19 protein-coding genes are annotated in these 22285 nt (G+C 64.6%); 10 read left to right on the top strand and 9 right to left on the bottom strand.

Annotated features, from left to right (window positions below):
• Positions 1-28 precede the first annotated feature (28 nt).
• Complete coding sequence (locus KF941_RS26755) at positions 29-1045, top strand: NADP-dependent oxidoreductase (protein ID WP_214275102.1); 1017 nt, start codon at positions 29-31, stop codon at positions 1043-1045.
• Positions 1046-1180: 135 nt separating this feature from the next.
• Here KF941_RS26755 and KF941_RS26750 read toward each other — a convergent pair whose 3' ends face one another.
• Both KF941_RS26750 and KF941_RS26745 read right to left on the bottom strand, forming a co-directional pair.
• The gene (locus KF941_RS26750; protein ID WP_214275101.1) at positions 1181-1651 is read right to left on the bottom strand and encodes a PaaI family thioesterase; all 471 of its coding nucleotides are present in this window, start codon (positions 1649-1651) and stop codon (positions 1181-1183) included.
• 11 nt (positions 1652-1662) lie between these two features.
• Complete coding sequence (locus tag KF941_RS26745; protein WP_214275100.1) at positions 1663-2424, bottom strand: glucose 1-dehydrogenase; 762 nt, start codon at positions 2422-2424, stop codon at positions 1663-1665.
• A 270-nt stretch (positions 2425-2694) separates the two neighbouring features.
• On the opposite strand from KF941_RS26745, the gene KF941_RS26740 reads away from it, so the two are divergent.
• Entirely contained in the window at positions 2695-3603 is a 909-nt protein-coding gene (locus KF941_RS26740; protein WP_214275099.1) for a 3-keto-5-aminohexanoate cleavage protein, read from the top strand.
• Positions 3590-4498 carry an SDR family oxidoreductase gene (locus KF941_RS26735; RefSeq protein ID WP_140847433.1) on the top strand — a complete coding sequence of 303 codons (909 nt, stop codon included), beginning with the start codon at positions 3590-3592 and terminating at the stop codon, positions 4496-4498. The genes KF941_RS26740 and KF941_RS26735 overlap by 14 nt, the downstream gene beginning before the upstream one ends.
• A 105-nt stretch (positions 4499-4603) precedes the next feature.
• Here KF941_RS26735 and KF941_RS26730 read toward each other — a convergent pair whose 3' ends face one another.
• From KF941_RS26730 to KF941_RS26710, 5 genes are all read right to left on the bottom strand, one after another.
• On the bottom strand, positions 4604-6247 hold the full coding sequence (locus tag KF941_RS26730) for a long-chain-fatty-acid--CoA ligase (RefSeq protein ID WP_214275098.1): 1644 nt from the start codon (positions 6245-6247) through the stop codon (positions 4604-4606).
• 72 nt (positions 6248-6319) lie between these two features.
• Complete coding sequence (locus tag KF941_RS26725) at positions 6320-7015, bottom strand: ABC transporter ATP-binding protein (protein WP_140847427.1); 696 nt, start codon at positions 7013-7015, stop codon at positions 6320-6322.
• A complete protein-coding gene (locus KF941_RS26720) occupies positions 7012-7710 on the bottom strand; it encodes an ATP-binding cassette domain-containing protein (RefSeq protein WP_214275254.1) in 699 nt (232 codons plus the stop codon). The genes KF941_RS26725 and KF941_RS26720 overlap by 4 nt, the downstream gene beginning before the upstream one ends.
• On the bottom strand, positions 7707-8702 hold the full coding sequence (locus KF941_RS26715) for a branched-chain amino acid ABC transporter permease (protein WP_140847421.1): 996 nt from the start codon (positions 8700-8702) through the stop codon (positions 7707-7709). The genes KF941_RS26720 and KF941_RS26715 overlap by 4 nt, the downstream gene beginning before the upstream one ends.
• The gene (locus KF941_RS26710; RefSeq protein WP_140847419.1) at positions 8699-9556 is read right to left on the bottom strand and encodes a branched-chain amino acid ABC transporter permease; all 858 of its coding nucleotides are present in this window, start codon (positions 9554-9556) and stop codon (positions 8699-8701) included. Before KF941_RS26710 ends, KF941_RS26715 begins: the two co-directional genes overlap by 4 nt.
• A 383-nt stretch (positions 9557-9939) precedes the next feature.
• On the opposite strand from KF941_RS26710, the gene KF941_RS26705 reads away from it, so the two are divergent.
• The 4 genes from KF941_RS26705 (at position 9940) to KF941_RS26690 (ending at position 15141) form a co-directional block, all read left to right on the top strand.
• Complete coding sequence (locus KF941_RS26705) at positions 9940-10398, top strand: hypothetical protein (RefSeq protein WP_214275097.1); 459 nt, start codon at positions 9940-9942, stop codon at positions 10396-10398.
• A 72-nt stretch (positions 10399-10470) separates the two neighbouring features.
• Positions 10471-13236, top strand: coding sequence for a LuxR C-terminal-related transcriptional regulator (locus KF941_RS26700; protein WP_214275096.1), 2766 nt, complete (start codon positions 10471-10473; stop codon positions 13234-13236).
• 103 nt (positions 13237-13339) lie between these two features.
• Positions 13340-14050 (top strand): tyrosine-protein phosphatase, encoded by a 711-nt coding sequence (locus KF941_RS26695; protein WP_214275095.1) that lies wholly within the window; start codon positions 13340-13342, stop codon positions 14048-14050.
• Between the two features lie 191 nt (positions 14051-14241).
• Positions 14242-15141, top strand: coding sequence for a DMT family transporter (locus KF941_RS26690; protein WP_214275094.1), 900 nt, complete (start codon positions 14242-14244; stop codon positions 15139-15141).
• 48 nt (positions 15142-15189) lie between these two features.
• Here the strand turns inward: KF941_RS26690 and KF941_RS26685 are convergent, their stop codons facing one another.
• Positions 15190-17808, bottom strand: coding sequence for a LuxR C-terminal-related transcriptional regulator (locus KF941_RS26685; protein WP_214275093.1), 2619 nt, complete (start codon positions 17806-17808; stop codon positions 15190-15192).
• 216 nt (positions 17809-18024) lie between these two features.
• Here KF941_RS26685 and KF941_RS26680 point away from each other — a divergent pair, with 216 nt between their 5' ends.
• From KF941_RS26680 to KF941_RS26670, 3 genes are read left to right on the top strand one after another with little or no spacing between them, the layout of a single operon-like run.
• Positions 18025-19245, top strand: coding sequence for a phosphotransferase family protein (locus KF941_RS26680; protein WP_240540639.1), 1221 nt, complete (start codon positions 18025-18027; stop codon positions 19243-19245).
• Complete coding sequence (locus tag KF941_RS26675) at positions 19245-19778, top strand: hypothetical protein (protein WP_214275092.1); 534 nt, start codon at positions 19245-19247, stop codon at positions 19776-19778. Before KF941_RS26680 ends, KF941_RS26675 begins: the two co-directional genes overlap by 1 nt.
• Before the next feature lie 28 nt (positions 19779-19806).
• Positions 19807-20814, top strand: a complete 1008-nt coding sequence (locus tag KF941_RS26670) for a hypothetical protein (protein WP_214275091.1) — start codon at positions 19807-19809, stop codon at positions 20812-20814.
• A 139-nt stretch (positions 20815-20953) separates the two neighbouring features.
• Here the strand turns inward: KF941_RS26670 and KF941_RS26665 are convergent, their stop codons facing one another.
• Complete coding sequence (locus tag KF941_RS26665) at positions 20954-22273, bottom strand: MFS transporter (protein WP_214275090.1); 1320 nt, start codon at positions 22271-22273, stop codon at positions 20954-20956.
• Positions 22274-22285 lie beyond the last annotated feature (12 nt).

Raw genomic sequence — 22285 nt, 5'->3', positions numbered from 1 at the left:
ATTCCCCACCGGACGAAAGGAAAGCAGCATGAGCATGAATCGAAGCTGGGTGCTGGCCAGCCATCCCGAAGGTCCGGCACGGGCCGAAAATTTCCGGCTGGTCGAAAATCCGGTCCCCGAGCCGGGCCAAGGCGAGATCCTGGTCCGCACGCTGTGGCTGTCGATGGACCCCTATATGCGCGGGCGCATCAGCCCGGCAAAGAATTACACCGCGGGCGTCCGCCCCGGCGAAACCATGCATGGCGGCGGGGTGGGCGAGGTCATCGTCTCGAACCATCCCGGCTGGCGGGCGGGCGACCTGGTCGAGTCGATGAATCTCGGCTGGCAGGAATATGCGGTGATCGCGCCCGATCAGGGCGGCACGGCCGCCGCCAATCGCGTGCTGCCCGGCACGCCACCCCAGGCCGCGCTGTCGTGGCTGGGGATGCCGGGGCTGACCGCCTATATCGGCCTGTTCGAGATCGGCCGCCCCAAGCCGGGCGATACGGTGGTCGTTTCGGCAGCTTCGGGCGCGGTCGGACAGATTGCCGGCCAGATCGCCCGGCTGATGGGCGCGCGGGTGGTCGCCATCGCCGGCAGCGACGACAAGCTGGATTATTGCCGTTCTATCGGCTTCGATGCCGGGATCAACTATCGCACCGCACCCGATCTGGCGGTCGCGGTCGCCGAGGCCTGCCCCGAGGGCGTCGATGTCTTCTTCGACAATACCGGCGGACCGATCCACGATGCGGTTCTGGCCAATCTCGCCAATTTCGCACGCGTCGCCATCGTCGGGCGCATCGCTGTCATCGACAAGCCCGCATCCGAAGATATCGGCCTGCGCTCCAGCGCCCGGCTGATCGTAACCCGCGCGACGGTTCAGGGGCTGGTCGTCTTTGACTGGTGGCATCGCCGTGACGAGGCCTTTGCCCATCTGTTGAAATGGCATCGCCAAGGGCATCTGCAATTCCGCGAGGACATCCTGGACGGCATCGGCGCGGCACCCGAGGCGTTCCTGCGGATGATGTCGGGGCGCAACAACGGCAAGCAGCTCGTCCGGCTCTAGGCATTGTCCGGCAAACGGCCTGGCGGGCCGAGCTATCGCGCTCGGCCCGCCTCTTGCTCTTGCAACCTGCTGCTGGATCGTATCGCTCGCGCTCGGCCTCTCAAAACGGACCGATGACAAGTCGGCGGGCCGCGGTCAGGTGGATGTGTCGCCTTTGCCCGCGCCGCGTGGGCGGCCAATGCGATAAACCACGCTGGCGCTCACCGAAGGCACCCCATCCGCGGTCAGCACGCAGCGGCTGAACAGGATGTTGCGGGTGCGGCGCAGGATGTCGGGTTGCGCCTCGACCCATTGGCCCAGCACTACCGGTGCAAAGTAATCCAGCGTCATCGAGATCGTCGGATTGACTTCGCCAAGATCCTGGCTGCGGCTGATCGGCGTGATGTTCATGTCGGCCAGCGTCGCCAGAACCCCGCCATGGCACATGCCGGCGCGGTTGAGATGACGGCGCCGGACCCGAAAGCCGATCGCCGGCGCATCCTTGTCCAGGCGCACGTAATACGGCCCCGTCAGCCGCTCGGATTCGGAACTCTCCGCCAGCAGTATGAAACCTGGAGGCGGGTTGTCCGCCTCTTCGGTCTCGACCGGATTCGGCTCGTCAAGCATCGGGTGGCCGGTCAGATCATGTTCATGCCGCCCGAGACCGAAATGGTCTGGCCGGTGATGAAGGCCGCGTCATCGGACGCCAGGAAGGCGACAATGCCGGCATAATCCTCGGGCTCGCCCATGCGGCGCAGCGGAATGCCGCGCACCATGGCGTCCTTCCATTTCACCGCATCCTCGCCCGTGCCCAGCACCGAGGCCATCATCGGCGTGTTGGTCGGCCCTGGGCAAACCGCGTTCAGCAGCACGTTGCTGCGCGCCAGTTCCCGCGCCATGGATTTGGTGAAAGCGATCACGCCGCCCTTGCAGGCGGAATAGACCGCCTCGGTCGAGGTGCCGACGCGGGCCGCATCGGAGGCGATGTTGATGACCCGGCCGCCCTTGCGGCCGACCATATGCGGGCAAACCGCCTTGTGCGTGTTCAACGGGCCGCGCAGGTTGATGGCGATGATCTTGTCCCACAGATCACTGTCGGTTTGCAGGAACATCGCGGGCTTGTCCCAGCCGGCATTGTTGACCAGCACCCAAATGGGACCGACATTCGCCTCGACATCGGCGACCGCCGCATTGACCGCCGCCTGATCCGCCACGTCCAGGCCGTAGATCTTGACTTCGACGCCGCTCGCGCGGGCCTCTGCGGCGGTTTCCTCGGCCAGTTCCGGCTTAAGGTCGAAGATGGCGACATTGTAACCCTCGCGGGCAAGGCGCAAAGTGATGGCGCGCCCGATTCCCTGCCCGCCGCCGGTGACGATGGCGGTTCTGGTCGTGCTGGACATTGATTTCTCCTCCGATGGCCGGGATGCAGGGTAAGCCTGACGGACGATCCTGCCCCGCCTTGAATTTAGCATAGATACGATATGCTAGCATACATTTGTTGGCAACCGAATTTTTTTCCTCCCCAGCGCCCGCGTGGCGCTTTACAGGCATAGTGTATAGACATACCATAATATAGCAAACGATATGCGCTGAAGGTGACGGCCTTGCCCCGACCCGCGCGGATCCCTGAGGAGGAGGAGGAAGCCTTGCAACCATCCAGGAAGGTTATCGTGAGTTGCGCCATCACCGGCTCGATTCACACCCCGACGATGAGCCCCTATCTGCCGGTCAGCGCCGAGACCATCGGCACGCAGGCCATCGACGCCGCTCGCGCGGGGGCAGCGATCCTGCATCTGCATGCCCGCGTCGAAGGCACCGGCACGCCCTCGCAAAAGCCCGAGGACTATGCCCGCTTCCTGCCGCGCATCCGCGACAATTGCGATGCGGTAGTCAACATCACCACCGGCGGCGGCCTGGGCATGTCGCTCGAGGACCGGCTGGCCCCGGCGCTGGCCTTCGCGCCCGAACTCGCCTCGATGAACATGGGCTCGCTGAACTTCAACATCTCGGGCGCTGCGGCCAAGATCAAGGAGTTCCAGCACGACTGGGAACGCCCCTATCTGGAGATGACGAAGGATTTCATCCTGTCGAACACCTTCACCCAGATCGAGCGCGGTATCCGCGCCCTGTCCGAACAGGGCACGCACTTCGAATATGAATGCTACGATGTCGGCCATCTCTACAATCTGGCGCATTTCCTGGATCGCGGGCTGGTCGATGGGCCGCTGTTCGTGCAGGGCGTATTCGGCATCCTCGGCGGGATCGCCGCCGAAACCGAGCATCTGCTGCATATGCGCCGCACCGCCGACCGCCTGTTCGGCGACCAGTATGTGATGTCGGTATTGGCGGCGGGACGCCACCAGATGCCGATGGCCGTGACCAACGCCACGCTGGGCGGCCATGTGCGCGTCGGGCTGGAGGACAGCATCTATATCGCCAAGGGCGAGTTGGCCAAGTCGAACGCCGAGCAGGTCGAGAAGATCACCCGCATCCTGAACGAATTGTCGATCGAAACCGCCACCCCTGACGAAGCCCGCGCCATGCTGGGGCTGAAAGGAGCTGCCCATGTCAAATTCTGAGATCCGCGCGCAAAGCCCCTACAAGCCCGACCTGCTGGCGGGCAAGCGCATCCTGGTCACGGGCGGCGGCACCGGCCTGGGGCTGGAAATGTCGCGCGGCTTTTCCGCACTCGGCGCCCATGTCTTCATCTGCGGCCGGCGCGAGGACGTGCTTGCCGAGGCATGCAGGACCATCGCGGCGGAAGGCGGCGCGGCGGACTATCTGATCACGAATGTCCGCGATCCGGAAAGCGTCGATGCGACCGTGGCGAAGATCTGGGAAAGCGGGCCGCTGACCGGGCTGGTCAACAATGCGGCGGCGAATTTCATCGCGCCCACCGAGTCGCTCAGCCCGCGCGGCTATCAGGCGATCACCCAGACGGTCATGGACGGTTCGTTCTACGCCACGCTGGCCTGCGGCAAGCGCTGGATCGCCGGTGGACTGCCGGGCACCGTGCTGTCGAACCTGGTGACCTGGGTCTGGACCGGCTCGGCCTTTGTCACGCCCTCGGCCATGTCCAAGGCGGCGATCCAGGCGATGACCATGTCGCTGGCGGTCGAATGGGGCCCCAAGAATATCCGCCTGAACGCCATCGCGCCGGGCCCGTTCCCGACCCCGAACGCCTGGGAAAAGCTGAACCCGATCCCCGGCTCGTCGGTCGGCGCGACGCAAAAGGAAAAGGTGCCGCTGCGCCGCTTCGGCGAGATGCACGAATTGCGCAACCTGACCGCCTTCCTGATGTCGGACGCCTGCACCTATATCAACGGCGCCACGGTCGCGGTGGATGGTGGCCACCATCTGGCGGCTCCCTCGACCTTCGCCGATCTCTCGGACATGAGCGCCGAGGACTGGGCGGCCGCGCGGGAGGCGCTGCGGGCCTCGGCCGAAAAGGAAAAGCAAGGCCGCAAAGCCTGATCCTTTCCTCTACCGACAGGAAAGCCCGCCAGACGGCGGGCTTTTTCGTTTCTCCCCTCGCGCCCGGCCTCCAGGGGCCGGACAGGTCATCCGCCCGCGGGCAGGTCAGGCGCCGGCGCGCTGGTTGTAATAATCCGCATAGGTCTGGCGCAGGTCCATCTTGCGGACCTTGCCCGTCGCGCTCAGCGGGAACTCGGCGATCTGCACCACGTCGTCGGGCACCCACCATTTCGCCACCTGGCTGCCGATCAGGTCCAGGATCGCGCGCGCGTCCAGCACTGCGCCGTCGCGCAATTGCACGATCAGCAACGGCCGCTCCTGCCATTTGGGATGGCTGACCGCGATGGCGGCGGCCTGGACCACATCGGGATGGCTGGCCGCGATCTTTTCAAGATCGGAAGAGCTGATCCACTCGCCCCCGGACTTGATGAGATCCTTGTCGCGGTCCACGATCTTCAGATAGCCGTCGGGGTCGATCGTCGCTATGTCGCCGGTGATCAGCCAGCCGTCGCCGTCCAGCGTGCAGTTCTCGGCCTGGTTCAGATACCCCTTGGCCGCCCACTGGCCCTTGACGCGCAGATGGCCCCGCGCCTTGCCGTCGCGCGGCAGGACATTGCCCTCGTCATCGACGATCCGGATGCGGGTGAGCGCGGTCTGGCGGCCATCCTTCAGCAGATAGGGCATGCGCTCTTCCAGCGGCAGGTCCGCATGATGGCTCAGCAGCGCGCCCGAGGTGCCGAACATGCATTCGGTCATGCCCCAGGTGTGGGTGGTGGCGATGCCGTTGTCGTGCAGCCAGGCGATCAGCCGCGGCGCCGCGCCGGCGCCCGAGGTCACGACCGATTCCAGCCTGCCCAGATCCAGCCCGTTCGCCCGGACATGCTCGATGATATTGGTCAGGATCGAGGGCACCATGGCCGCGCAGGTCACGCCCTCTTGCGCGATGACCCTCTGAAGGTTTTCGGGCGACAGGTTGCGTCCCGGCAGCACCAGCGGAACCCCCGCGTAAAGCGCGCCAAAGGGAAAGTTCCAGGCGTTGGAATGAAACATCGGCGCGACCGCCAGCAGGACTGGCCGACCGCGGCGCGTGGGCGGCAGCCACCCCATCGAGGTGAAGGTCATCGTCTGCAACACCGTCGCGCGATGCGAATAGACGACACCCTTGGGCAGCCCGGTCGTTCCCGAGGTAAAGCAGATGGTCGAGGCGGAGCGCTCATCGAATTCCGGCCATTGGAACTCTTGCGATTCCGCCGCCAGCCAGTCCTCGTAGGATTCAAGGGTCAGCGGCCCGCCGTCGGGCAGGTTCTCGCGCGGCTCAAGGACCACGAAATGGCGCAGATGCGGCAATTTCCCGGCAAGCTCGATCACGCGCGGGACAAGGTCTGCGTCAAGGAAAAGAACCTCGGCCGCCCCTTCGTTGATGACATATTCCAGATGCTCCGAGGTCAGGCGCGGGTTGACGGTGTGGATGGGGCAGCCCATCCCGGTCGCGCCATAGAATATCTCCATGTGCCGGTGCGTGTTCCAGGCCAGGGTGGCCACCCGCTTGCCAAGGGTCATGCCCCGCGCCGTCAGGGCATTGGCCAGCTGCTTGCTGCGCCGGTTCATGTCCAGAAAACTGTAGCAGTGGCGGCGGCCTGCCAGATCGTAGGAGACGATTTCCGTCCGCCCATGCGCCTCGGCGCCATGCTCGTTGATCGCCGAGATCAACAGCGGCAGGTCCATGCTCAGACCCAAGAGATGTGACATCGCTTTCCTCCTGCCCGCGGGGCTTTCTTCCACGGACCCAATTTCGATCAAGCCCCGACGGGGCCTGAACACCTACAGTTCGAACAGATGGGCGTATTCCTCGGCCGCCATGTTGGCGCTGTCCCCCCCGCCCCTGACCTGCCCCTTCGCCATCACCACGAAGCGGTCGGTGACCGCCCGGATCAGCGCATGGTGCTGCTCGACCACCAGGATGCCGGTGCCGCTGGCGCGCACCTTCAGCAGCGCCTCGGTCAGGACATCAACCAGGACGGGCGCCAGCCCCTCGGTCGGCTCGTCCAGGACCAGCACCTCGGGATTGGCCATCAGCGCCCGGCCGATGGCCAGCATCTGAAGCTGCCCGCCCGACAGCGCCACGCCCGGCTGGCGGGCGCGCTCGCGCAGGATCGGGAACAGGTCGAAGACCGCCTCGAGGTTCCAGTCGCCCTTGCGACCCGTCGCCAGGCTCATGCACAGGTTTTCCTGCACTGTCAGGTTCGGCAGGATCATCCGCCCCTGGGGCGAGAACGACACGCCGAGATGCGCAGCGCGATAGGCGGGCAGCCGGTCGATGCGGGTCCCGGCGACATGGATCTCGCCGCCGAAGATGCGGGTCTGGCCAAAGATCGACAGAAGCAGCGTCGATTTCCCGGCGCCGTTGCGTCCCAGGATGCCGACGGCTTCCCCGCGATCCACCGAAAGCGACAGGTTGCGCAGGATCGTCGCCTTGCCATAGCCTGAAGAAAGGCCCGAAATTTCCAGAAAGCTCATGCTGCGGTTCCCAGATAAGCGGCCACAACCTGCGAATTCGCGCGGATCTCGGCCGGGGTGCCGGTCGCAAGATGGCGGCCAAGATCAAGGACGGTCACCACATCCGACAAGGCGAAGACTGCCTCCACATCATGCTCGACGACGACGGCGGCAATGTTGCGTTCGGAGGCGAGCTTGCGCAGGTGCCGGAACAGGTGGGCCGTCTCTTCGGCGGAAAGCCCGGCGCCCGGCTCGTCCAGCAGCAGGATGTCGGGCATGCCGATCAGGCCCAGGGCCACATCGACGCGGCGCTGGACGCCATAGGCGGCGCGGGTGGCTTCGACGTTCAGCACCTCGCGCAGGTCCATCGTGTCGATGATCGCATCAAGATCCGGTTCGTTCAGATGGCTGGCCACAAGGTCAAGCTGCTCGAAGATCGTCAGCCCCGGAAAGATCGAGGTCTTCTGAAAAGACCGCGCCATGCCATTCTTGCGACGCCACTGGATGGTTTCGCGACTGATGTCGCGGTCCTTGTAGAAGATGCGCCCGGCACTGGGTCGGCGCTTGCCGACGATGGCGTCCATGAAGGTCGATTTCCCGGCGCCGTTCGGCCCGATGATGGAATGGACCTGCCCGCGCTGGCCCAGATCGACAGATATGTCGGTCAGCGCCTTGAACGCGCCATAGGCGACGGTCAGATTCTCGACACGGATCATGCCCGGCCTCCTTGCCGCAGCAGCAGCCGCAGCGGATGCAGGACGCCGCGCGGGATGAACAGGATGACAAGGATAACGGCGATGCCGGTGAACAGCTGGGAATAGCCCATCGCGCCGAATTCGCTGATTGCCCAGGTATAGATCACCCCGCCCAGGACCGGCCCGACGACCGAGGATACCCCGCCAGTGATCGCGGCCAGCAAGGCATTGGTCGAGGTGATGATGCTGAACATCTCGGGCGAGGCGAAACCGCTCGCCAGCGCCTGAATTACCCCCGCGACGCCGGCAGCCAGCCCCACCCCGGCAAAGGCACAGACGCGCGGCCAATAGGTATTGAAGCCGGAAAAGCGCATGCGCTCCTCGTTTTCCTTGATCGCGCGCAGGCGGACCCCGAAATGCGACAGCGCTACGACCAGGAAGATTCCGGCGATCACCCAGGTCGCAGACCAAATCAGCGGCCAGACGCGCGAAGCATCCAGCAGGTCCATCGCGTCGATGCCGAACACCCGCCCCTCGGGCATGAACAGCAGGCCGTCGCTGCCGCCGGTCGTCCTGCGCAGGCTTGGAAGCGCGACAAGATGGCGCATCAGCTCAGCCAGCGACAGGCAGATCATCATGAAGGCAAGTGGCTTCACGCGGATAACGATCGCCCCGATGAGAAAGGCCGCGACAAGCGTAAGAAGCAGCGCCAGCACGGCCGCCGCCATCGCCGAGAACCCGAAGCTATTCACCAAAATGGCGCAGGCATAGGCCCCGAGCCCGTAGTAGGTGGCGATCCCGAACAGCACCAGCCCGCATTGATGCATGACGAAGGCCACGCAAAGCGCAAGGATGCCGGTAATGAAGCCATTGTTCAGCATCGACTGCAGGTAGCCCCCCTCAAGATAGCCCGGCAGCAGGAAGCCGGCGAGGAATATGAGCAGCGCAAGTCCGCCGAGGATGGGCAGGCGCGCCCGCGAAGCGGCGCGAAGGGTCAGGGTGGCGCTGCTCATTCGGCGCTTCCTCCGAAGTTGAGTCCCTGCGGACGCCAAACCAGAATGGCGATCAGCATCAGATAGGGGATGAGAACGGAAATCTCGTGCAGGTAGACGGTGCCGAAGGTCTGCACGAAACCGAAGATCAGCGCGGCAAGGATCGCCCCCCAGATCGAGCCGGTGCCGCCGATCACCACCACGATCATGCAGGTGATGATCATCGCGACATCCATGCCGGGGTCGATCGAGAGATAGGGTCCAACCAGCACCCCGGCCAGTCCCGCGAAAGCGGTCGAGAGAGTCGAGATCAGCAGGCTCAGCCGGTTGGCATTGATTCCCATCATCGAGGACACGTCGGGCGCATGGCTGACAGCGCGGACGAACATACCCGTCCGGGTCGTGTTCAGCCAGACCGCCAGCGCGATGACCGAGCAAAGGCCGATCACGGTGATGAACAGCCGATAGACCGGATAGTCGGCGCCGAAGATCTTGATCGAGGACGCCAGAAGCGGCGGCGCCGACACCGAAAGCGGCGTGCCGCCATAGATGCGAATCACGATCTGGGCGATGACGATGCCGATGCCGAAGGTGATCAGCGCCACCTCGATCTGCTGGCGCTTTTCCAGCGGCCGCAGCACCAGAAGCTCCAGCAGCACGCCAAAGACCGACATGATCAGCGGCACGAGGATCAGCGCAGCCCAGAAGTTCATCCCCGAGGCAATGGTGTAGCCAAGATAGGCGCCGACCATGTAGATTGCCCCATGGCCGAAGTTCATCACCCTCCGCAGGCCAAAGATCAACGCCAGACCGCTGGCCATCATGATATAGAGTGACGAAACGGCCAGCGCGTTCAAAATCAATGTGGGTATCATTCCGCCCCTCCCAAAGCGAAGAAGTCCCGGCAGGCCCGTTGACAGGGCCCCTTCCGGTCCCCGCTGTGGCGTATCGGCGACCGGCACAGTCAGGATTTTAAAAAGCTAGCAAACTATATGCTAGCAGTCAACATGCCCCACGTCTGCTTCGGCTTCCCTGCCCCGAACCGGTGCGCGCCAGCGGCCTGTGGACCGCTGGCTGCCGCTGCGGCCAGGTGAACCGGCCCCTGTCCCCGATCTGGATAATCCCCGCATCCCGCCCCTGCCGCCACACTGGGGTGTGGTTGGCGGGGCGGTCCGCCCTTCGCAAAATCCGGGCTGTTCCGGCAATGGCGCGGTTGCGCCCTGCCCCAGGTCGACAACAGCAAGACGAGGAAATTGCGATGATCGCCGCCGACATGACCGGCTTCCAGGCGCCCCCATGCCGATCACAACTGAGTCGAGACCATGGTCCTGCCCTTCGTGATTGCCAAGCATCGGGGTGGGAGGTGGATCGGCGCAGGCTGGACTATTTACCGCATCCTGAATGCGGCCCAGGCCTATGCCTCGGTCAGCACCAGCGTCGAGCGAGTGGTGCGCGCCAGACGCTGGCCGATCCTAAACGGACCACCAGCGACATCCGCGACTGCCGTGACCAGCCGGCCACGGCCATGGCCGAGGCGCTGCGCGAACTTGGCCGATCAGGAAAGGCCCGTGCGATCCGCCACGCGGTTCTGGCGACAAGCAGAACCCGGATTAAGCGGGAACGGCTGAGGTTCCAACCCCTGGGCTTCGACCAGGCCGAACCCAGGCAGCTGCGCGCCCTGCAGCACGATCCCAAGCGCAAGGCCACGGACCTCTGACACAAGGCACTTCCCCACAGGCACATAATTCGCTAGCATACATTTGCAGCCAGAACGCGAGGGGAGGCGCGGATGAAAGCCGAATCCATAATGGCCATGACCGAGGCAGAGCCTGTGCTGCCCCGGATCGAATCCCCGAACGGCCTGTTCGCGGCGGCGCCGCTGATGTTTCATTTCAAGCCGGTCAGGACATGCCTGGTCTCGGCCATCCTGCAGCGGCTGGCCACGACCGACGCCAGGGCCGCGATGATCGACCTGATCGTCGCCCCGAACGGTTGGGGAAAGACCGTTGCCGCAAGTCAGGTCTATCAGCACTGGGTCGAGGAGTTGAAACGCCCAGGGCTGTGGCTGGGAATCAACCGGGCGAATACCGGCTCCTGGGCGCTTTCCACGCATCTGATCGCGCGTCTTGATCGTGCCGTCGCCGATGCAAGGGGCTCTCCGACCTCGGCTGACGCCGGAATCGAGCAATCCTGTCCCTCGTATCTGGCCTATCTGCTGGAACGGCTGCCCCGCCCGTTCCTGATCTGCATCGACAACGTCGATTACTGCACCGGCAATCCCAATTCCGGCGATGGCCCGGATTTCCTCGCGGAACTGGCCCAGACCGCACCCGCGGGCGTGCATCTGCTGGTCACCGCAAACCGCCCGACCGGCAGCGACCTGACGGCCGCGCGACTGAACAACCGCCTGTGGTCCCATGGCACGGCCGATCTGGCGCTGACTGAGGATGAGGCCCGCCAGATCCTGCAGGAAGGGCTGGGTCCGGTCGAGGCCACGACGCTGAACACGCTGATCGCCAGGACCGAGGGCTGGGCCGCCGGACTGCGGCTGGGCCGGCTGCTGCTCGACCACGCGCCGGACAGCACCACCGTGGCCAACTCGTTTTCGGGCGATGCCCCGGATCTGCGGTCCTGGTTCGACCATCATGTGCTGGGGGCGATCCCGGCCCGGACGCAGGACTTTCTGCGCCATGCCTCGCTGTTTCCCCATTTCAGCGCCGCGCAGATGGCCGAGGTCGCGGGCATCGCCGATGCGTCTCAGCACCTGTCCATGCTGCTGGACGCGGGCATGTTCATCATTCCCATCTCGGCGCATGAGCGAACCTATCGGTTTCACACTCTGTTCCTGGACCGGCTTCGGTCCGAGGCCGAACAGCAGATACCCGCCGTGCGGCGTCAGGAATGCCACCGCCGCATGGCCCAATGGTCAATGCGGCAAGGCGCTTGGCTGACAGCCATCGATGCGGCCGTCAAATCTCGGGACCACAGCTTCATCAACGCCGTTCTAGAGCAGGCGGCACCGCGGTTGGTTCAGGGTCAGGGGCGCCTGCAAGCCTATATGCAGGTCGTGGACGGCCTACTGGCGCAAGGTATATCGCTGGGGATCGAAGCCCGATATTGGTATGCCTTTGCGCTGTCGTTCCACCTGCGCCACGCCTCGGCGGACACGCAGCGGCGGCGGCTGACGGACTTGCTGGACGCGACCGACCCCGGCCATGCCGATTTCTCGCACCGGCTGGCGCATCTGTCGGTAGCCTTCGCCTTTCTGGCCGACGACATCCCGGCGGCGGGGCGCCATGCCCAGGCGTGGCTGAATGCGCCTACGGCCCAGAACCCGTTCGACCGAGGGTGGGTGCTGTCAATCCTGGCTGTCCATCACCTGATGGCCTATCGCTTTGCCGAGGCGCGCGAATGCCTGCGCAAAGCCGCACCAATGATCCGCGAAGCCGGCTCTCCCTATCTGACGGCCTGGTGCGATCTGATCCGCGGCACCGTCTTCGTCTATGAAGGCAACCTGTCCAAGGCGCGCCAGATCATCGACGCCACGCTGGTCGCAGCCGAACAAAGCATGGGACCAGAGGCCGAGATTTGCGACACGATCTGTTCGATCGGCTCGAAATGCGCGTTCGAGCAGGGCGACCATCTGGTCGCGCGGGCCTGGCTGGAGCGCGGCCTGCGCAGCATGGATCGTCACGGCACCGTCGGATCCAGCGCCTATGCCGTGGAAACGGCCATCGCCTATTGGAACGGCGATGAAACGGCCTCGTCCTTCCAGCGGCTTGAAGCGCTGATCGGCACCTATGCCCCGCGTCTGGCGCTGACCTTCCGGTGTCTGGTGGCCCGGCGGCTGGTCCAACTCGGGCGGGTGCAGGATGCCGAAGCGGTGGCGCGCGAAATCGACCTGGACGTGCGCAAGGCGGCTCTGCGCGGCCATCGCGACGAACAGCCCGCCCGTTTCCGCGACCTGCTCGTCATGACCTCGATCGAGGTGCTGCACGGCCGGGGCGACCATGCAGGATCGCTGAAACTGGCCGAGCGGGAGTTGCGCCGGGCAAAGCACGAGGGCCGGATGCTGCGATGCGTCCGGCTTGAGCTGATGATCATGTCGATCAGTTTCCAGACCGGCCGGCAACCCGACGCTTTGCGCCATCTTCTGGCCGCGCTGCGGCAGGCCGGGCGGTGCGGCATCCTCCAGCCGTTCCAGAATCACCGCGCTGTCATTGCGGCGCTTGTCGGCAGGTTGGGGCAGCCGCTGGAAAGCTGCTTTCCCATGCGCGGGGAAAGGGTCTTCGTCGGCCGGGTTCTGGATCTGCTTGGGCTGGACGAAGGTTCGTCGGTCCTGCAGCCCGAGGGTGGTTGCGTTCCCCTTGGCGCTCTCAGCGAACGCGAACACGAACTGATGCAATTGGTCAGCAGCGGCATGAGCAATGCAGTGATCGCAAGATTGCTTGGCCTTAGCGAGAATACGGTCAAATGGCACCTTAAGAATGTATTTCGCAAGCTGGATGTCGTGAACCGGACGTCGGCAGTGCGGCGCTTCATGCAGGATGCTTAGCCCCCGCGATGGTCGGACCCGAGGCAGCGCGGGCCGCGGCTCTTCGGGCCTCACATCTCGCAGCCAGGCTCATGTCGATCCAGCTTCCAGAAAGGATATCGCGATGTTGTTGAACTTCCGTGAAGTTTCGGGTCTTCGGGGTCACGAAGGCCGCGGGATCCGGCCGGGAATGATCTTTCGCGGCGGCGCAGTCATCGACCCCGCGTCGGCCGGACTCGTGAAGAACCATCGCGTAACGACGGTCTACGACCTGCGCAACCGGCGCGAAGAGGCCGAGCGCCCCTCGGCCCTGCGCGGGCTGGGATTGCGCCATCCGGTCCGCCACCATGACATCGATCTTGCCGCGCCTATTCGAATGGTGCGCGAGGGAACCGCCCGAGCCGAAGGCAACCGCACGGCGATGCTGGCAATCTATGGCGAATTCCACAAGACGTTCCAGTCGACGTTCGAGGCTGTTTTCGCCGATCTGCTGACCAGCGAGGGGCCGATCTATATCCATTGCGCGGTGGGCAAGGATCGCACCGGAGCCATGGTGGCGCTGCTGCTGAGTGCGCTTGGCGTCGGACACGAAGCAATCAACGACGACTATCTACTCAGCAACGATGCCTATCCCGACATCGCCGCAAGCGTTCGCCTGCGCCACCCGCATCTGTCGGCGATGGACAATCCGGCGCTGCGGCCGATACTTCAGGTCGAAACGGCTTATCTGGACGCGTTCCTCGCCAGCATCGGATCGCCCGAAACCTATCTGCGGCAAAGGATCGGACTTGATGAAGCCGCGTTTGCCGCATTGCGCCGGCGCTTTCTGGACTGACCCGCCTGGGCGAATGGGCCGGCTTCCAAATTTAATGGTCTAGCAAATAGTATTCATGCGTATATAACTTATCCATGCCGCTTTGCTGTCCCGACAAGCACGCATCCGGCATCCGTTCCCGCACAGGCCTTGCGATAACTGGCAAGGGGCCTGCGCCCATGCATCCATTCTCCGGCAGAAGGCAGGCCCAGATGAGCTTCCCCATGAACGGGCCTGCGAGCCCGCCGTGCAGGCCCCAGCAACAAGTGCGCGGCTTCTATTGGGTGATGCTGACCTTCTTCCTGTTTTCACTTTGCGATGTGATGACCAAGCAGATCTCGACCAGCTATCATCCGGTGCAGGTGGCTTGGGCGCGGCAAGCGGGCCTTTTCGTCGGAACCCTTGGCGTGCTGGGGACGAATGGGCTGTCGTCGACATTGCATTCCCGCCGCCCTGGATTGCAGATCCTGCGGGGGGCGACTTCGATCGTCTCGACCGTCTCCTTCGTCGCCGCGTTGCGCTATCTTCCCCTGGCAGATGCAACGGCCGTCACTTTCGTCGCTCCGCTGCTGATCACCGCGCTTGCCCCTTTCCTGCTGAAGGAACAGGTCAGCTTGGCACGCTGGTGCGCTGTCGGGATCGGGCTGGTCGGCACGCTCATCGTGCTCCGCCCCGGAGCGGGTGTCGCCCATCCGGCAACGCTGCTGGTCCTGCTTTGCGCCGTGGCCTATGCGCTGCGACAGATCCTGTCGCGCCTTCTGGCCGGTGCAGATCCCATCCGCACCACGATTGCCTGGTCCAGCCTGATCACGACGCTTTCGCTGACCACCGCCTTGGCCTTTGTCGGTGCCGCACCAGGCAGCTTGCGGGATTTGCTGATGTTCCTGGGCATCGCATTCACGGCAGGTTGCGCCGAGCTTACCCTAATCCGGGGGTTTGCTTTGGCCGAAGCCGCGACGCTTGCCCCGGTTCAATACACGCTGATGATCTGGAGCGTGCTGTGGGGCGTTCTGATCTTTGACCAGCTCCCGGATTTCTGGACGCTGGGGGGCGCGTCGATCATCATCGCCTCAGGCGCCTATAGCGTCTGGCAGGAGACGCGGCAACGCTAAGCCCCCACGCGCTGCCCTCCAGCCGCGGCCGGCCACGACCGGCAGGGCTCAGGGGTCGATCACCCCGGCTTCCCTGGCGAAGCGCAGGGCCATGGTGCGATTGGTGGCGCCGAGCTTGCGATAGACATTGCGCAGATGCCATTTAACCGTCTTGTCCGAGATCCCCTCGAGCCGGGCAATCTGCGGATTGGACAAACCCTGCCCGACCATCGCAAGCATGCGCTTTTCGCTGCCGGTCAGCGCTTCAGAAGCCAGATCCTCGGGCGCCGCCCGACCCTCGGAGGTCGCAAGCCCCAGCCGTTCCACGAGGCGCAGGAAGAATTGCTGCTCGGAACGCACAGTGAACCAGGCCGTCCCGATGGGCGCGCGGTTCGACAGACATAGCAGCGTCTGCCGGTGTTCAAGGAACGGACGCCAGATTTCACGCGCATGGGCATGCCGGATGGCCGAAATCAGCATCCGGTTCGCTTGACGTTCGTCGCCCAGTTTCACCGCGCGGACCAGCTCCAGCAACTCGTATTGCACCAGCCGGCCGATCCGGCCATTGCATCTTGCGCGCTCCTTGTGAGCGGCCAGCAGCGGCAGGGCGGAATCCCAGTCGTCCATGGCGATCAGCAATTCCAGCGATGTCATTACGATCAGGTTTCTTTCGTCATGCGCGCGCGTGCCCGAGGGCAGGATGATGCTGGCCCGCACCGGGTCCAGCCCTGCCAGCGACGCCTGCCGCAATGCCCCGGAGACATCCCCCTGCCGCAACAGCCGCCGGATCAGGTAGCAGTCGAAGGTCACGGTCAGCCGGGGCGTATGCGCGCCGATCGCGCGCCGGACCTCCTCCAGCACAGCAGGCTCCTTGCCGTCCCACAAATGCAGCGCCACATCCGTCGCGCAGGCGCTGGCGCCAAGGCTTTCGTGCCGCGTCAGCAGCCGCATCACCTGCGGCAGGAAATCGCGCGCCCGATCGTCCCGTCCCGCCTCGATGGCGCATTTCGCGCAAAAGGCGGCGAAGACGTCCACGATCATCGCATCCTCGGCCAGAAGCTGGCGCGCATGATCCAGCGCCAGCGACGCGCGCCGGTCGCTTTCGCGGCAATTCCCCTCGTAAAGCAGAAGCGCGCAATGGATGGCGTCGTCCATGCTGCTGAGAAACGGCAGCTTCATCTTTTCTAGCAGCGGCACGGTCTCGATCAGGGCGGCCCGCGCAAGGGCGAATTGATAGGTTCGCATCAGGGCGGCCGCCTGGATATGGCGGACCCAGACGATTTCAAACGGCTCCTTGTGCCCGGCCGAGGCCAGCCATTGCCCGATGGTCCGATGCAAGGCTTCGTCGTCATTGTGCCAGAACAGTCTGCAGATCGCCTCGGGCGTCGGAACATCCAGATCGCCCCCCGGAGATGCGGCAAGAACCTGATCCCAGGTCGCACGGTGGATGTCATGCAGGCGGAAGGTCTGGCAGAACGCATAAAGCCGCATGATGCCAGCGGAAGGCCGCTGTCCGGCGGCGATGAGCGCCTGGACCGCAGCGACATAGGTCTCGGTGTCGCCAAGACGCAGCACCAGCTTTTCACCGCCGCAGTCAAGGATGGTGGCCAGCGCGGTCCAGTCCCCAGCCTCAATCGCGTAATGCAGCCCGTCCTGCCATTCCCCGAAGCTGATGCACCACTGGATCAGGCGTTGCCGCAGCCGGTCGCGGGCGGGCGGAGCCAGCCGCCTTTGGGCCACGCGGCGCAGATGGCTATGCAGCGGTTCGTGCAGGCGGCGGCGACCATCCTGCCCCGGCGACATGAACAGACCGGGAAGCTGCGCAACCACCGAGGCCAGCCGCGCCCCGGTCTGCGGATCGTCGAAAACCCAGTCCGCCTGATGGGTATCGAAGCTGCGGAACTGCGCCAGCTGGCACAGCAGCAGCTGCTGTTCGGGTGAAAGAGGATCAAGCACGTTGCGCTCGATCCACGGGTCCAGGTCGTTCAGCAGCTGGTCCAGATCGTCCAGATACAGTTCCGGGCAGGATTTCTGACGCAGCTGCAAACCGATCAGCCGCGCGGCGATCAGCCACCCCGAGGACGCCCCGGCGACCCGTGCAAGGCCGCCGGGACCGATGCGCGCGACCACATCCGGCGGCAGCCCGGCCTCGATCTCGGCGGCATCCAACCGGAAATGCCCGTCGTCGAGCAGCAGAAGCTGGTCGCGGATGCGCAATTCGATCTCGCTGAAGGACAACCGGCTGGCGCTGGCCACGACCAGCCGGTCCTGGCTGCCCAGCATCACCAGAAGATCGTCGATGAACCTGCCCCCGGTTGCCTCGGGGCAATGGTCCAGATTGTCGATCAGAATGAAGCGGCGCTGGCTGCCGGCCGCACATTCGGAATCCAGCCTCAGGGTGATCTGGCTTGCCGGAGTGCCCGCTTCGCGCAGCCCGATCCAGACGACGGTCTCGCCAGCGTCCTGCAACTGGCGGAACAGCCGGGCCAGCAGCAAGGTCTTGCCCGAACCCGGTATGGCGCAGAGCCAAGTCAGCGCGGGCAGACCGCAGGGCGTGGCGACCGCGCGGGCAGACAACTCGGCCAGCAACCGTGCCAGTTCCATCCGACTGCCTGCATGCTGCTTGGTGCCATCGACCAGCTTCGGAGTGGTGTCAAATACGGATGGGAACTGGAGCGGTCCGTCCATCTTCTGCATCTCCTCCCTTCGGGGTGCGCGCCCGCCCTCCCCGGCGGCCGGTGGGATGATTCTAGCGCCAAGAATAATTCGTCCACCCCCTCCTCTGGGCGGGGGCGGGCGCGGGGGGAACGGCGCTAGCTTGGCTTTCGACCCCATCGGCACGCCGGAATCCACGGGAAGTCCCCGGCGTCTTCATTTGCAACCAGCCCAGTCCGAGAGAGGCCCATGACCGTTCCAACACAAGACCCGTCCGACATACGTGACGCCCCGACCGAGGATTTCATCGCCCGGTCCCGCAGGCTTTTCCCGGTCGAAGCCGAACTCGACCGGATGCTGACCCGCAAGATGCGCAAGCGCGCCCAGCCCCGCAACCCGGCCGCCTATTCCCTGGACGCGCTGGTAGGCTGTCTGGAACGATTCCTTGAGGATCACGGCGGTCCTGGCCAACGCATCGGCAATCCGCGCTGGATGGCTGGCGGCGCCTCGAAAATCCAGGTCGCCTTCACGCTGGACCGGCCTGCCGACGGCGGCGGGACCGAGCAGCTTGATCTGGTGATGCGGATGGAGCCGGCCGAGTCGATCAATACCACCAGCCGCCTGCGCGAGGTCCAGCTGCTGGATTTTTTTCAGGACAAGCTACCAGTCCCGAAAGTGCGCTGGCTGGACGACGATGCGCGCTGGTTCCCCGAACCCGCGATCATCTACGACCGCGCTTCGGGCGTGACCAGGCCCACGGATCAGGAAAACCGCGTTAGCGGCATTGGCCAGCGGTTTTCCACCAAGCTGCGGCAAGAACTTGCGCCCCAGTTCATGGATGCCCTGGCGCGCATCCACACCGCCGATCCCGCGGCCGTCGGGCTGGAGGCCTTTCACCGGCCGGAACTTGGCACCACGGAAAGCGCGCTGTTGCAACTGAACCGGGTGCGTCGCGTCTGGCACGAGGACCACCACTTCAGCTTCCCCCTGTTCGACGCAGCAGGCAACTGGCTAGAACGCAACCTGCCGGTGCTGGACCATGCGACCATCCTGCACGGCGATTTCCGGGCGGGCAATTTCCTGTTCGACGAAGGCTCGCGCCGGATCACCGCCTGGCTGGACTGGGAGCGTGGCCATATCGGCGACCGCCACCGCGATCTGGCATGGACGACCACCAGCTCCTTCGGGAACCTGGCCGAGGACGGCAAGACCTTTCTGGTCAGCGGCCTGATCCCGCTGGATGAATTCTACCACGAATATGAACGCCGCACCGGCTTGCCAGTCGATCCGGCAAGGCTGCGCTATTACCGCATCTTCAACTGCTACCAGATCATCACCACGGCGCTGTGTTCGGCCTGGCGCATCGTCCATTTGGGGAAAACCCACCAGGACGTGCTGATCGCCTGGGTCGAGGGTGTGGGTTACAGCCAGGCGCAGGAGTTGCGCCGTCTTCTGCTGGAGGAACTCTGATGCCCGACACCATCGACAATGCTTTCCTGGCCTGTCAGCGCGCGTTGGAGGACATGATCCTTCCAGCCATCGACGAGGCGAACCCGCTGGCGGTGGAACAGGCGCAGCTGGTCCTGCGCATGCTGGGGCTGTTGCGCGCCCGCGCCACCCTGCTGCATCCCAAGGCGCGCAAGGAACTTGAACTGAACAGGTCCGCGGCCTTGGCCGTGGCCGGCCCGCTGCGCGCCCTGGACCCTACCGTTGCCGACAGGCTGGAGGCCGAGACGGGCGCCGCCGGGCACCTGTTGGCCGATCCCGCGGCCACGACCGATGCGCTGAACCGCAGTGCCGCCGCAATCGCCAGCCTTATCGGCACCGCGGTCGGCGCCTGTGGACCGCGCGACGACCCCGCCGCGCGCCAGGTCGAGCGGATCGCCATCGACAGCCAGGGAGCGCTGATCGACCTGCATCGTGCATGGTTCGCCCCCACCGGATTCGACGACACGGCCCATCTTCCGCCGCTGGACATCCTGCTGGCCGCGCCGAAGCCCTGATTTCCTTCCCTCAACCAAGGACATATCCATGATCACACCGCAAATGGTCGATTTCCAGAACGGGACCGACGCTAGCCCGGCCTGGGTCGAAACGCTGCTGATCCCCTTCATCGCGCGCGAGGCGAACATCTATTGCCTGGTCTATGTCTGCGTCCGGCCGGGACTGGGCGTCATGGCCAATCAGGTCTGGATCTGCGGGTCGCTGTCCGACAACCGCTCGGACCTGCTGCACTATCAGGACAACCAGCATTTGCCCGCACCGCAGCGCCTGACCGACTTCGGCTCCGACATCGGGCTGCGCGTCAGGTTCACCAATGCACCGCGCGATTTCACGCTGGATTACAAAGGGGACGACGGAACCGCGTTCCACGTCGACTGGAAAGGGTTGATGGACCCCTTCGACATCCACGACCCCAACCACAGCCCGCAAGCCGCGCAGGTCGAGGACATGCATGCCGACATTTCGGTCGGGCAAAGCCACAAGGCCGGGCATTACGACCTGACCGGCCATGCCACAGGCACGCTGACCATCCGCGGCAAGACCTACACCGTGGACAGCATCGAGCGGATGGACCATAGCTGGGGGCCGCGCAACCCCACGATCATCAAGAACATGTATATCGTTTCCGCCACCTTCGGTAAGGACCTGTTCTTTCACATGATCTGTCCGTGGAATCCCGACCTGCCCAAGGCGAACCAGTTCCAGCTGACCCATGGCTATGTCTGCGAGGGCGGCCAGGTCCACGGCCTGACCAGCGAGCTTCAGATGACGTCGCAGCATCTGGGCCTGCCCTGCGTCGGGCTGCAGATGACGGTCAAGGACGTGCGGGGCAAATCCTACCGCATGAACGCCTCGCCCAATCTGGGCGCACCGTGGATGCCCTATCCCAGCGCCATCACCTACAACGGGCTGATGAATTTCTTCATGGACGGGCGAGAGGGCTATGGCGTCGTGCTGGCCAATTACTCGCTGCCCTGGCTCAACGCCAAAAAGGGCCGCCTGACCGAGGAACTGTGCCCCAAGATCTGGGTCTGACCGCAACCGCACCGATGCCCGAACACCCCCTGGCAACAGGGGGTGTTCTGCTTTCGGCGGGCAGGCGTTCGGGGGTGACGAAACAGGCCGCCGGGTTCGGACGGCCTGCCGCGGCTAGTCGGCCGGCTAGCGAGGACGGTCACATCCGGCTGAGGTCTATCCCCTTGGTTTCCCGAATGAAGCACAGCGCGAACAGCGTAAAGCAGATGCAGGACATGGCGAACAGCGCCGGCGCGTTCGTATTGCCGCTGCGTCCGATCAGCCACATCGCGATCATGGGCGCCGGGCCACCGAAGATCAGCGTGGAGAACTGCCAGCCCAGGTTTATCCCTGTCGAGCGGTTGTCGGTCTTGAACATTTCGGCGAACATCGGCCCGAGCGAGGCCGAGGCCATCGAGGCGAACGGAGCCGCGACCATGATCGCGACATAGGAGGCCATCGGGCCGACGCCGAAGGCCAGATAGACCGGGTAATACAACGCCATCAGGCCCAGGCTACCCAGCCACGCCACCGGCTTGCGCCCCCACCTGTCCGTCAGCGCCGCCATCGGCAGCATGAACAGCGACCAGACCAGAAGCCCGCACAGCGCAATCGACATCGCCGTCGCAGGCGGATAGCCGAGATTGCGGATCAGGTGGGTCGGGACGAACAAGAACAGGATCGACGCGGTGATGACATGGGTGGCACCCACGCTCATGCCCAGCAGCACCGCGCGCCAGTCGCGTTGGACCGTCGTGCGCAGCGGAGTCTTCTTCTTGTCATGCGCCTTTTGCGCCACCTTCTGGAAGACCGGCGTTTCCTCGAGTTGCAGCCGGATGTAGAGTCCGATCAGCCCAAGCGGCAGGGCCAGCAGGAAGGGCACGCGCCAGCCCCAGCTCTGCATCACCTCGGTCGATGTCATCTTGGTGATGAACAGGCCCAAACCCATCCCCACCGCCATCGCAAGCGAAATCGTCAGGGTCAGGTAGCCCGAATAATAGCCGCGCTGGCGGGCCGGGGCATATTCGACCACCAAAGCCGAGGCGCCGCCATATTCAGCGCCGGCCGACAGGCCCTGCAGCACCCGGCACAGGGTCAGCAGGATCGGCGCCAGGATACCGATCTGATGATAGGTCGGCAGCAGCCCGATGGCCGCCGTCGGCAAGGTCATCAGCGCGATGACGACCAGAAGCAGGGCCTTTCGCCCGTAGATGTCTCCGATCGGACTGATGAGGATCGCCCCCAGCGGGCGGACGAAATAGCTGACGGCATAGGCGCCGAAGGTGATCAGCAGGCTTGTCACCGGATCGTCGCCTGGAAAGAACAGCCCCGCCAAGATGGTGGCGAGAAAGCCGTAGACGATGAAATCGTAATATTCGACGAATGTGCCGAAGCTGGCTGAGAATATCGCCCGACGGCTTTCCGGCGTCATCCTCTCGGACTGGTCGGGCATCGCCATGGCGGAAGTCTGGATTGTCATGTTTCTCCTCCC

Origin of the sequence: Paracoccus sp. pheM1 (genome assembly GCF_018499825.1) — a bacterium.
Classification (GTDB): domain Bacteria; phylum Pseudomonadota; class Alphaproteobacteria; order Rhodobacterales; family Rhodobacteraceae; genus Paracoccus; species Paracoccus versutus.
Note: the sequence above shows the minus strand (reverse complement) of the source record. Positions and strands in the feature narration are given on the sequence as shown.